This is a genomic window from Neptuniibacter sp. QD72_48, assembly GCF_047778065.1.
Taxonomy (GTDB): domain Bacteria; phylum Pseudomonadota; class Gammaproteobacteria; order Pseudomonadales; family Balneatricaceae; genus Neptuniibacter.
This window is the reverse complement of the sequence record NZ_CP180547.1, coordinates 908,102-920,327: the sequence shown is the minus strand read 5'-3', so window position 1 is coordinate 920,327 and position 12,226 is coordinate 908,102. Positions and strand designations below refer to the sequence as shown.

The 12,226-nt window shown below is 44.7% G+C and carries 8 protein-coding genes; 1 reads left to right on the top strand and 7 read right to left on the bottom strand.

Going from position 1 to position 12,226, the window contains the following annotated elements:
• Positions 1 to 40: 40 nt before the first annotated feature.
• Positions 41 to 2,311, bottom strand: a complete 2,271-nt coding sequence (locus ACMXYX_RS03980; protein ID WP_415897660.1) for a P-loop NTPase fold protein — start codon at positions 2,309 to 2,311, stop codon at positions 41 to 43.
• Between the two features lie 411 nt (positions 2,312 to 2,722).
• Between ACMXYX_RS03980 and ACMXYX_RS03975 the strand changes: the two genes are divergently transcribed.
• Complete coding sequence (locus ACMXYX_RS03975) at positions 2,723 to 3,046, top strand: thioredoxin domain-containing protein (RefSeq protein ID WP_415897659.1); 324 nt, start codon at positions 2,723 to 2,725, stop codon at positions 3,044 to 3,046.
• A gap of 82 nt (positions 3,047 to 3,128) precedes the next feature.
• Here ACMXYX_RS03975 and rlmB read toward each other — a convergent pair whose 3' ends face one another.
• From rlmB to relA, 6 genes are all read right to left on the bottom strand, one after another.
• On the bottom strand, positions 3,129 to 3,869 hold the full coding sequence (rlmB, locus tag ACMXYX_RS03970) for a 23S rRNA (guanosine(2251)-2'-O)-methyltransferase RlmB (RefSeq protein ID WP_415906517.1): 741 nt from the start codon (positions 3,867 to 3,869) through the stop codon (positions 3,129 to 3,131).
• Between the two features lies 1 nt (position 3,870).
• Positions 3,871 to 4,881 (bottom strand): ferrochelatase, encoded by a 1,011-nt coding sequence (gene hemH / locus ACMXYX_RS03965; protein ID WP_415906516.1) that lies wholly within the window; start codon positions 4,879 to 4,881, stop codon positions 3,871 to 3,873.
• A 137-nt stretch (positions 4,882 to 5,018) separates the two neighbouring features.
• Entirely contained in the window at positions 5,019 to 5,678 is a 660-nt protein-coding gene (adk, locus tag ACMXYX_RS03960) for an adenylate kinase (RefSeq protein WP_415883710.1), read from the bottom strand.
• Positions 5,679 to 6,057: 379 nt separating this feature from the next.
• Positions 6,058 to 8,667, bottom strand: a complete 2,610-nt coding sequence (gene ppc, locus ACMXYX_RS03955) for a phosphoenolpyruvate carboxylase (RefSeq protein ID WP_415906515.1) — start codon at positions 8,665 to 8,667, stop codon at positions 6,058 to 6,060.
• 203 nt (positions 8,668 to 8,870) lie between these two features.
• Positions 8,871 to 9,689 (bottom strand): nucleoside triphosphate pyrophosphohydrolase, encoded by an 819-nt coding sequence (gene mazG, locus ACMXYX_RS03950; RefSeq protein WP_415897655.1) that lies wholly within the window; start codon positions 9,687 to 9,689, stop codon positions 8,871 to 8,873.
• A gap of 25 nt (positions 9,690 to 9,714) precedes the next feature.
• Positions 9,715 to 11,976, bottom strand: coding sequence for a GTP diphosphokinase (gene relA / locus ACMXYX_RS03945; RefSeq protein WP_415906514.1), 2,262 nt, complete (start codon positions 11,974 to 11,976; stop codon positions 9,715 to 9,717).
• Between the last annotated feature and the right edge of the window lie 250 nt (positions 11,977 to 12,226).

Below are 12,226 nucleotides of genomic sequence, written 5' to 3'. Positions count from 1 at the left end.
ACGTAGGATTAAATTTACTTAGGCCCAAATTATTTTCCTGCTATTCAGAGATTTCTTGCTCTCTTTTATTAAGTGCTTCTTGGAAAGCGTTGAATGCTTCTAGACCTTCAGCATCAAAGTTAGCTTCGTCAATATCTTGTATTTTTTCTTGGATAGGTGCAACTTCTAGAAAGTTTTCAATATTCTCAAGCTTTATATAGGTTGTAATTGTAACTACATGATCCCCCATAGAATGAGACGAGGATTTACTTACAAATTTTTTCAATAACGTAATACAACCTTCAACTGTCTGTGTCTGCAGTCTCAACCAATCTATAACTTTGCTTTCATCACCCCAGCGGCTCCAACGATACAAGAAAGAAACTAAATGTTTATTAGAAAGTAATTCGGGTGACGAAGTTTCAGACATTTCATCCAATTTCCTTACAAATTCCGCCTTAAGCTGTTCAAATTCACTATTTAGTAGAATTTGGTCTGCATCTGAATTTTCTCTCCGATTTTCATCGCCTTGCAGTATATGCTCGACAATAGATAATCCGCTTGAATCTTTGAAACAATCTAGCAACAGATTCCCTCGTTCTTCCACATTCTCAATTCGTCGCAGGAACCAGACAACAAGTCTTACAGCGTGAGTATTCGAGCTAAACATCGTAAACCCTGTTGATTCATGATCGACAAGGTCACCAATATCTAGAACCCCTTTAATATAAGCCTTCCCATTTTCTAACGGAATTTGATCTGTAAATGATTCAAACTGCGATAGAGCATTTTTGATAATACCCCGCTCCTTAAGGGACAACACAAAAGATGAAAATCTATCAGAATCGGCAGTTAGACTTAGCATTTCTTGAAGGTCCGAGTTGGACAGTTCACCACTTGGGATAGAAAACTGGAAGTACTTGTCGAAATTATTGGGGTGACAAACACGCATCCCTCTTAACCAAGTGCTGGCAAATTCTTCAGAATATGAAGTTCCACCAAGAGCCCATTCAATAGTTGGAAACAGTTGCTCTACCATTTCTTTTACGGCCTCTCGCTTATCAGGATTAGCTTTATCCAAGATGCCATTTATTAAAGCTGCGGTAGATTCCTCACTTCTCCCATATCTATCAGAACCATTCTTCGTGAATATTACTTTCGAACGCGAAAGTTCCTTATAAACATCTGGCTCAAACACTCTTAGACACTCAAGCGCAATTAAGTCTACAGGGTTTACTTCAAAAGCACTTCTACCTTTAAGTAAGGCAAAGTGAAATGACAAGGTAGAGGTAAATCTATAAACACTTCTCAAATTATCAAAGTATGTATTCATGGAACCTTGGAAGATATTGCCCCACCGACCAGGATCAAACATACTTGCTGCGGATTTATCTTGCTCGATTATTTGGTCTAACTTGTTGAATAATAGACCGTGAATTCGTGTATTTTCTATACGAGGTATATCAAAAGGCACTTGTATTATTTTTTCCAAATAATCTCGACCTAGTTGCATGCCATCGCTCATTTTATCTTCTACTAGGTCCCTCTGAAATAAAAGAAGAAATACCACATTCGGGAATTCCAAATTTGCTTTTAGAAGTTGAAACACCATTCTCAATTGAGAAGAAGTGAGTCTATCTAAGTCATCCATTACTACTATCAAGGGGCCATTGCGCTTTAGCAGTATGGTTGTAAGCTCCTGCCTAATATCACTTAAGCTCTGCTCCTTATCCTTCGTAGTTGCCTCAACATTACCACTTAATTTTTCAAGTAAACCTTTGCCCCATTTCAATGCTGCAGCCCAACCACCTAAAACAATAAGCATAGAGGTACTAGCATTGTTGACCCATGTTTCGTTGGAAAAATTACCTCCGATACCAATAAGCGTCGCAAGAACGAATAGCGTAGGAAGAGCTAAACTAAGACCTGATACTACAGTCTCCCCCGTATTTAGATAACGTCCATACATTTTCAGAGTAGCCGCTAATTTCTTCCCTTCTCTACTCTTATCTTTTCGACCTATTGATTTTGATACTTCTTGAAAGAATGAAGCAGTAATTTTTTCTTGAGCAGCCCACTCCCATGGAGAAAATTGAATTATATCCGGCTTGTTTTCGGTAATTTTTTCTAATCGAGAAAGAGCCATATTTTTAATGGAAGACTTTCCTGCTCCCCAGTCACCATGCAGAGCCACTACCAAACTATCATTTCCTTGCCAACTTGCCATCGCATCTGCTAAATCAGAGGAAAAACCTGAACGGCCTAACAAGTCATCTTCCACTTTTGTTATTGGCCGATCAGAAGCAAATCCGTGTAAGTCATTTGATTCCATATGAATTCTCTCAGGTGATTCCAACATTTGTATATACGAGGCCTGTATATCTATAAACCATATTTGAATAAAAAGTGGGTGTAACTAATTTGAAAGTTAGGATTAAAACTGGATTGAAAAAGGCTCTTCCATAAAAAACCGCGTAAGCGTTATATCAATTGATATACATTCTTAGAAAAGGGAACTCGTACATCTACTCACGCTAGAGTTCCATCTTTTTGGTTTATTAAATTTTTAAATCAAACTCTAGGACAAAATAAACACAAAAGCATGATCAGTTAAAAGCTAAACCAGCATAGCTTTTAGATCTACAAAGAGATACTGCATAAAATCGCATACTACTTAAACTTGCTGCTAACTGTCTATCAGATATAGTTAGCATGCTTATTTACTGACCTAGGCTTTCACTCTATGAAAAAAGTGCTGTTTTCCCTGATGTTTTTCTATGCGACGTCTGTTTCCGCTGATGAAACTGAGCTGTTTTATTTTGAAGCGGAATGGTGTGGGCCATGCAAAATGGTTGCGCCGGTTTTACAGACCCATAATAAAGAAAACCCACAAATGCCAGTTCAGTTTGTTGATGTGGATAATTCACCAGAGATAGCAGAACAGCATAAAGTAAGAGGTATCCCAGTCCTTCATATCTACACCGCTGGTAAGCATTGTGAGGTTATAGGCGCGCCTGATCTGGTTAACAAACCGGTACAGCAGCTTATCAAAGAATGCCTAAAGTAATTTCAGTAGCCTGATTCAATTTCCGCCCACAAAAAAGCAGCCACAAGGCTGCTTTTTAAATGGTTTGCTATAAAAACTGTGATCAACTGCTTCTCTGTCTAACCGCTTCAAACAAGCAGATACCTGTAGCAACGGAAACGTTAAGGCTACTAACTTCACCCGCCATTGGAATTTTCACTAGTTGATCACAATGCTCACGTGTCAGACGACGCATACCTTGGCCTTCTGCGCCCATAATCAGTGCCATTGGACCTGTTAGATTCGCTTGATAAACATTAAGATCGGTTTCACCTGCGGTACCTGTGGTCCAGATACCACGCTCTTGCAGACTTTTTAGTGTACGAGCTAAGTTGGTGACCAGAATGTACGGTACAGTTTCTGCTGCACCACAAGCGACTTTAGCTGCGGTTGCATTGAGTGGTGCTGATTTATCTTTAGGCGCGATGACTGCCTGTACACCGGCTGCATCAGCAGTACGCAGACAAGCACCTAGGTTATGAGGATCTGTTACACCATCGAGCACCAATAAGAACGGTGGTACATTAAGGTTATCCAGCAGTTGATCTAGGAACTTTTCGTTGTGGGTTTGGATCGGTTTGCACAGTGCGACGACACCCTGGTGGGAACCACCATCGGCGAGCTCTTCCAGATCGCGTTTAGTCACTTGTTCACATTGGATCTTCAGACCCATAGCCGCTTCGTACAAACGCTGCATGCGGTCATCGTGACGACCTTTGGCAATCAAGATTTTCTGGATACGTTGTGCATCACGCTTAAGCGCTGTGTTTACGGCGTGAATGCCGAAAAGGTATTCATATTTCATCTTAGCGCTCCCCTACCCAGTCGCCCGCTTGCTCACGTACCAGTGTAGCCAAAAGCTCGATAAAGCTATCTTGAGCATTCAGTGCAGGAATATATTGGTAGGATTCGCCACCTGCTTCCATGAACACGTCACGGTTCTCGATAGCAATCTCTTCCAGTGTCTCTAAGCAATCTGCAGAGAACGCAGGACACGCGATCTGTAGAGACTTAACACCTTTCTCGGGTAAAGATTCCAATGTTTTGTCTGTATACGGCTGCATCCATTCAGCAGGCCCAAAACGGGACTGGAATGTCGTCATCCATTCAGTATCGGCAAGGCCTAGCTTAGCCGCTAAAAGCTCAGAGGTTTCGTGACACTGTTTTGGATAAGGATCGCCCTTATCCGCGTATTCCTTCGGAATACCGTGGTACGAGAGAATCAATTTATCAGGGCTACTGTTTTCTTCACGGAAGTTTTTAACTTGATCAGCCAACGCAGCAATGTAGTCTGGGTGACTGTAATAAGAGTTAACAATACGAATATCTAGAACTTCACGCTGTTTAAGCTGAAACTTAGCAACCTGATCATAAATAGGCGCAGTGGTGGTCGCAGAATATTGCGGATACATAGGTACCAATAGAATTTTTTGGTAACCGCTTTCTTGTAACTTTTTAAGGCGCGGTGTTAGCCCCGGCTTACCGTAAGTCATCGCAGAGAAAACATCCGGTGCATGCTCACCATGCTTCTGCTGAAGCAGCAGATGAAGGCCCGCTACCTGCTTGTCCAAAATCTTGCGCATCGGGGAATCATCTTCCCAAATGCTGGCATAAGCTTTCGCTACTTTACCTGGACGAACATTAAGGATGATGCCATTAAGAACAGACAACCACAGCATACGCCTTAGGCCTTTGCCTTCAACTACACGCTGGTCAGATAAAAACTCTTTTAGGTAACGACGAACAGCGCCTTTTTCAGCTTTGTCAGGCGTACCTAAGTTAACTAATACAACGGCGGTTTTATCTGTTGGGCTCATTCAGCATCTTTCCTTTTATGTAAGGGGGAGATTATCTCGGATGTGCGACTAAAATCCTATAGTTAGCGCTGATTATAGGCATAAAAAAACCGCACCCGGTGGGGTACGGTTTTTTAAATCTTTTAGATCAATGCTAATTAAGCATTTTCCAAGCCAGCGAATACGCCGTCACGGATATCTTCTACAGAACCAACGCCTGCTACGTAAACGTAAGAAGGTGCAGCAGCAGCGTCTTCTTCAGCCCAGCCTTTGTAGTAAGTGATCAGTGGAGCAGTCTGGTCATGGTAAACTTTAAGACGGTCACGAACAGTGTCTTCTGCATCGTCAGCACGCTGAACTAGGTCTTCACCAGTTACGTCGTCTTTACCTTCAACTTTAGGCTGGTTGAAGATAACGTGGTAAGTACGACCAGAACCTGGGTGTACACGACGACCAGCCATACGCTTAACGATCTCTTCGTCAGCAACATCAATTTCAACTACAGCATCGATGTTAACGCCAGCATCTTTTAGAGCATCAGCTTGTGGGATAGTGCGTGGGAAACCGTCGAATAGGAAACCGTTTGCACAATCAGATTCAGCGATACGCTCTTTAACTAGACCGATGATGATGTCATCAGAAACAAGCTGGCCTGCGTCCATAACTTCTTTGGCTTTCACGCCCAGAGGGGTACCCGCTTTTACCGCAGCACGTAGCATGTCGCCAGTAGAGATCTGAGGAATGCCATACTTCTCAGTGATGTATTGTGCCTGAGTACCTTTACCTGCGCCTGGTGCGCCCAGAAGGATAATACGCATACAGGAAACTCCTAACTAGTAAGTTTAAAATTTTAAAGTTGTCGCCATCCGATCTATGTTGATCGAATAAGCAGAAATCTGTCATAAAAAAATGCTAATGCCGGACGATACCATGACCTTAAAAGCGAACAATTCGACATTAGGACTACCAATACAGGACTTATGGAACCAAGGTATAAGTCCGTTAGTTTGATAGGTAGTCATAGTCAAAGCGGCCCCATCTCCAGCAAACTTATTGAAAGTTCGGGAGTTTAACAGCGGCTTTGAATTAAAAATCTGTGTAAGAGACTACGTTATCAAGTCACTGCAGCACAAGCAATTATTGCTGCACCGCAGTAACTTAGATCATAAAAACAGCGAAAATCGCTGAAAAATCAGCTTATCCAGTATTTCGCATACCGGCGGAAATACCCGCCATGGTTACCATTAGCGCTTGCTCTAAGCGTTCATTTGGCTGGTTACGATCTCGATGAAGCAATTCTGCCTGCAAGAAATGCAGCGGATCAATATACGGGTTTCGCACATCGATCGACTGGCGAATCACAGGGCTAGCATCCAATAAGCCATCTTGCTCTTTAATCTTATTGATCAGACCAACAATATCACCAAGGCGTTGTCGTAAACTAGAACCCAACACGCCCAGCTCTTCAGAAACCAACTGCTCATCATAGTAAGCTGAGATGTTACGATCACTCTTCGCCAATACCATCTCTAGCATGTCGATGGTCGATCTAAAGAATGGCCATTTCTGATACATCTCTTTAACCAGCGACTGACTGCTCTCATTCAGCGCTTCTTGCAATGCTTTATCACTGCCCAACCAAGCTGGCAGCATTAAGCGAATCTGCGTCCACGCAAAGATCCATGGAATCGCACGTAGACTCTCTACCCCACCATCCTGACGGCGTTTAGCTGGGCGCGATCCCAATGGCAGTTTCGCTAGCTCTTGCTCCGGGGTAGCCGCACGGAAATACGGCACAAACATGGAGTTTTCCCGCACAATGGCACGGTACTCCGTTAAGCCGCGTTTAGCCATAGCTTCCATCTGCTCACGCCACGCTTGCTCAGGCCCCGGCGCCGGACTTAGCGTCGCTTCCAAAACGGCACCTGTGCACAACTCTAAGTTACGAATCGCCAAGTCAGGCATACCGTACTTAAAGCGGATCATCTCGCCCTGTTCAGTTAAGCGCAGGCTGTGATCTACAGAGCCCGGAGGCTGCGCCAAAATCGCTGTATGGCTTGGACCGCCACCACGGCCCACTGTACCACCACGACCGTGAAACAAAGTTAAGTGAACACCATGATCTTTACATAGCTGAGTTAGCCCTTCCTGTGCCTTAAACTGGCCCCAAGCCGCAGCCAATTGGCCTGCATCTTTGGAAGAATCGGAATAACCGATCATCACCTCTTGATGGCCTTGGGTATAGGCCTTGTACCAATCAACGCTTAATAAAGCATCGATACAATCACGGGCATTCTCAAGATCATTCAGGGTTTCAAACAGCGGTGCTACACGCATGTTATGGCTGATGCCCATCTCACGTAGAAGCAAGATAACGGCTAATACATCGGAAGGATGGCTTGCCATAGAGATTACATACGAGCCTAATGCGCTCTTATCGGCTGTCGCGACTACTTGGCAAGTATCTAGAACTTCCTGCACTTCATCTGATGGCACCCACTCATTAGGGAACAACGGGCGCTTGCTTTGTAGCTCTTTCAACAAGAAGCTTTGACGGCCCTCTTCGGTCCACCCGCTGTATGAACCTAGTCCATAAAACTGTGAAAGCTCCTCAAATACTTGAGCATGACGATCAGAGCTTTGACGAATATCCAACTTCACTAAGGTTAGGCCAAAGCACGCAATACGACGGATAATATCTTCCAGCGCATTCTCTGCAATAATACCCATACCGCACTCTTGCAAGGAGCGATAGCACAGCATCAACGGTTCTAGTAGCTCTTCCTCGTGGACATAAACGTCGTAATCGCCATCAACGTCGCCTTTCAGCTGACGCGCAACCCAGTTCTTTGTGCCCTGCAAACGGCTACGTACTTCACCCAGTAACTTACGATAAGGTTCTGCACAGTCACCAACGCGGGCCATCAGTTCTTTGCTAGCCTGATACATTGATAGTTCGGCACGCAAAGCATCGACATCTTTCAGATAAAGATCAGCCGCCATCCAACGAGAAAGCAGTAGCACCTCTTCAGTAACTTTGGCCGTTACGTTCGGGTTACCATCTCGGTCTCCACCCATCCAAGAGGCGAAACGAATTGGCGAGCTATCGAGCGGCAAACGCTCACCCAGTGTCTCATTTAACTGCGCATCTACACGGCGCAAGAATTTAGGCACCGCAGTCCAAAGGGAGTTTTCAATTACCGCAAAGCCCCATTTCGCCTCATCCACGGGTGTTGGGCGTTGCTTACGAATCTCATCGGTATGCCAAATCTGTCGAATCAATTCGTCCAAACGAACTTGTGCTTCCTCATCGCCTCGGTCTAAGCGACGCAAGCAGTCAGCAATATCATCGTATTTTTGGATTAAGGTACGACGGTTTACTTCAGTAGGATGCGCCGTAAGCACAAGATCGATCTGGGTGTCACACAAAGAATCAGCAATCTGTTTAGGCGTGAAACCCTTCTGGCGTAACTGAGCAAACAGAGTACAGAGAGAATCGGGAGTACAAACATCGGTGACTTCAAGGTAACGACGTACCCTGTGGTGCTCTTCGGCAATATTGGCGAGGTTTAAAAACTGAGTAAACGCACGGGCAACCGGTAATACTTCATCTTCGCCCAGTTCACGTAGCGCTTTGAGTAGCTCTTCGTGTTCCGGGTTTTCTTCCGTACGTCCCTCTTTCGCTAACTGGCGTACCACTTCAATCTTATCAAACAGTTCATCGCCAAGGTGTGCTTTTATAGTCTCCCCAAGGCTGGAGCCGAGCATTCGAACATCATCGCGTAAAGCTTCGTGCAGATTGGTCATATATCCCTCCTGACGCAAAAATTCGCATACCGATGGAGTCGGTTTTCTTCGATGCTAACCCATTAAAAAGAAGAAAAACACAGTAAATTCAGTTAATTATTTAAGGAATAGCGCACTAAAACAGGGCTATAAGAAAGGAGTGTAAGGAGAAGTAAAGTACTTTAACTGCATGCTAGAAGCCTGCTACGAAGCTTTAAAAGCAGTTACAGACCTTTAGCTTTAGCTTGATCCCAAAAAGCATCTAATTCGTCTAAAGAGAAACCATCCCAGTCACGATCAGATGCGAGTACTTGGTCTTCAACGTAACTAAAACGACGCTCGAATTTTTGGTTGGTTCCACGCACAGCATGTTCAGGGTTTACACCTAGGTGACGGGCAAGATTGACCTGAGCAAATAGCATATCGCCCATCTCATCAGCGACCGCAGCTTTATCACCGGACTTAATGGCTTCACGAAGCTCTGCAAGCTCCTCTTCCATCTTATCCAACACAGCTTCAGTTTCGTTCCAATCGAAACCCACTTGTGCAGCACGCTTTTGCAATTTCGCAGCACGAGACAGTGCAGGCAAAGCACGCGGTACATCGTCTAAGACTCGACTGATACCTTTAGCTTCTTTAGCATCGCGCTCTTGCTGTTTGATCGCTTCCCAATTGCGCTTAATCTCCTCTTCCGAGATCGGATTATCTGCACAATTGGAGTGCAAGGTACCGTCTGGAAAAACATGAGGATGGCGACGAACTAACTTCTCGATCAGGTTGTTTACGACTGTGGAAAAGTCGAATCGCTGATCTTCAGAACCCAGCTGGGTATAAAAGATCACTTGGAACAGCAGATCACCTAACTCGTCGTTTAGATGCTCCCAGTCTTCACGTTCAATGGCATCTGCAACCTCATAGGCCTCTTCCAAGGTATGCGGTACAATAGTGGCGTAGGTCTGCTTAAGATCCCAAGGGCAACCGGTTTCAGGATCACGCAAACGTGACATCAGATAGATAAGATCATCAATTGTGTACTGAGCCATAACGCAAAAACCTACATCCAGCTGATTAGTTGGTGCCACCGCGTTGGCGGTGAACTTCCATTACGTTTGGCACCTGATTGATCTTGTCCATGATACGACCCAAAAGATCCAGACTGGAGATCTCGGTAGTCAGAGTTAGACGTGCAATATTGTCGCGTTTATCTGACAGAGTATTCGCAGCAATAATGTTTAAATCTTCTTCTGCCATCAGCAACATAACGTCACGTAGAAGACCAGAACGGTCGAACGCTTCGATATAAATATCCACAGGATAAGTTGTCTGGCCTGTTTCACCCCAATCAACTTCGATCACCCTTTCAGGCTCACGTTCCTGCAACTGAATCATATTGATACAGTCTTCACGGTGAACAGAAACACCACGACCTTGAGTGATATAACCGGCAATAGGATCACCCAATACTGGCTTACAGCAAGTTGCCATGGTAGTGAGCAGATTGCCTACACCACGAATACGGATTCCTTCTGGCTGACCAGAATCACCTGCACTTTGTGCAGGTAGCGCCAGATCAAGCTGCTCTTCCTCTTCACGCAGTACCTGTTTCTGAGCGGCATTGATAATCTGCGACAGACGTAGATCACCCGCACCCAGAGCGGCATACATATCTTCAGTATTCTTGTAATTAACCTGTTCAACGATCTGATTAATATCCAGTTCGTCTAGATCAATTGCCAAGCGCTTAAACTCTTTCGCAACGATAGATCGGCCGGCATCGGCATTCTGCTCTTTCGCTTGGAACTTGAACCAGTGCGCAACTTTGGCACGCGCGCGTGGCGTTGTTACAAAGCCAAGGTTGATATTTAGCCAATCACGACGAGGACGCTCTTCGTTACCCGTCATGATTTCGACCTGATCCCCGGTCTGTAAACGACGGTTTAACGGAACGATACGACCATTGATTTTGGCACCGCGGCAACGGTGGCCGATTTCGGTGTGAACGCGGTAGGCAAAATCAACCGGCGTCGCACCTTTAGGCATGTCGATAACATGGCCATCAGGGGTAAAGATGTAAAGGCGATCTTGAACAACATCGCCTCGCAGCATGTCACCAAACTCTTCGCTTTCGCCCAAGTCATCGTGCCATTCAAGTACCTGACGCAACCATGCGATCTTATCTTCGTAGGCATCACTGCTTTGCTTGGTATCTGTGCCTTTATATAAATGATGGGCACATACACCTAGCTCCGCTTCTTCGTGCATATCAAAAGTACGGATCTGAATCTCTAATACTTTGCCTTCAGGACCAAATACAGCGGTATGCAGGGAACGATAGCCGTTCGGTTTTGGGGAAGCGATGTAGTCATCAAATTCATGCGGAATATTGCGCCATAAACTGTGCACAATACCCAGTACCGCATAGCAATCTCGGCTTTGCGGCACCAAAATGCGTACAGCACGAACATCGTAAACTTGGCTAAATTCGATATTCTTACGCTGCATTTTGCGCCAAATACTGTAGATGTGCTTAGCACGACCGCTAACCTCACCATCAATATTGACGTTTTCTAGCTCGCTTTCTAAACGTAGAACTACCTTGTCGATATAGTCCTGACGGTTTAAGCGTTTCTCATCCAGAAGCTTGGCAATGTGTTTATAGTCATTAGGCTTTAGATAACGGAAGGAAAGGTCTTCCAATTCCCATTTGATATGACCGATACCAAGACGGTGAGCAAGCGGCGCGTAGATATCAAATACTTCACGCGCCACAAGATAACGTTTGCGGCGACTGCCGTCTTTTACACCTCGAATAGCACACGTACGCTCAGCAATTTTGATCAGCGCCACACGCACATCATCAATCATCGCCACCAGCATCTTACGGACATTGTCCATCTGAGTAGTTTCACTACCCAATACGCTTTCATCAATTCGAGGATTTTTACGGCTACCGATAGCAGCCATTTGGAGAACGCCCATGATCAATTGGGCGATGCCTTTATCGAACTGTTTACGAACACGCTCGATAGGCAGTTTACGTTCACGCACTGCGCGATAAAGAATAGCGGCAACGAGGGAATCTTGATCCTGATGCAGATCCGCAAGAATCTGCGCCATTTCTAGGCCTGTGCGGTAGCTGTTATGGCTATTTTCAGCCCAGACATCTTCTGATGCTTCGCTGTTATCCTGCGCTTGTTTTGCCATTTCACAAGCACGACGAATAACATCGATATCTTCAATGTCTGTAAGATCTTGAAGGTGCTCCAACCAAACATCTAGATCTACAGATCCATCGTCTAGAATAGGTTGGTCTTGACGTACCTTAACCATGTTCTACTACTGCTCCCAGAAATTAACCCTACCGTTCACCGGCTATTTTTATTATTTTTTATCTGCACTAAATATATGGGCTAGAAGTGATTAATCAACTTCTGTTCTCTACTCATGCGGCGCATATTCTATTCGTTCAGAAGCCAAAGCGCGAATTTCTTAAGCATTAATGCCTACTAATATTTTATGCCAAGCACAAAAAAAGCCCCATTGGGGCTTTTCTATATTGCAAAAAACATCTTGCGATCAA

Coding starts and splice junctions, on each gene's coding strand:
- ACMXYX_RS03980 (WP_415897660.1), bottom strand. CDS start 2,311: ATGGAATCAAATGACTTACACGGATTTGCTTCTGATCGGCCAATAACA.
- ACMXYX_RS03975 (WP_415897659.1), top strand. CDS start 2,723: ATGAAAAAAGTGCTGTTTTCCCTGATGTTTTTCTATGCGACGTCTGTT.
- rlmB (WP_415906517.1), bottom strand. CDS start 3,869: ATGAAATATGAATACCTTTTCGGCATTCACGCCGTAAACACAGCGCTT.
- hemH (WP_415906516.1), bottom strand. CDS start 4,881: ATGAGCCCAACAGATAAAACCGCCGTTGTATTAGTTAACTTAGGTACG.
- adk (WP_415883710.1), bottom strand. CDS start 5,678: ATGCGTATTATCCTTCTGGGCGCACCAGGCGCAGGTAAAGGTACTCAG.
- ppc (WP_415906515.1), bottom strand. CDS start 8,667: ATGACCAATCTGCACGAAGCTTTACGCGATGATGTTCGAATGCTCGGC.
- mazG (WP_415897655.1), bottom strand. CDS start 9,689: ATGGCTCAGTACACAATTGATGATCTTATCTATCTGATGTCACGTTTG.
- relA (WP_415906514.1), bottom strand. CDS start 11,976: ATGGTTAAGGTACGTCAAGACCAACCTATTCTAGACGATGGATCTGTA.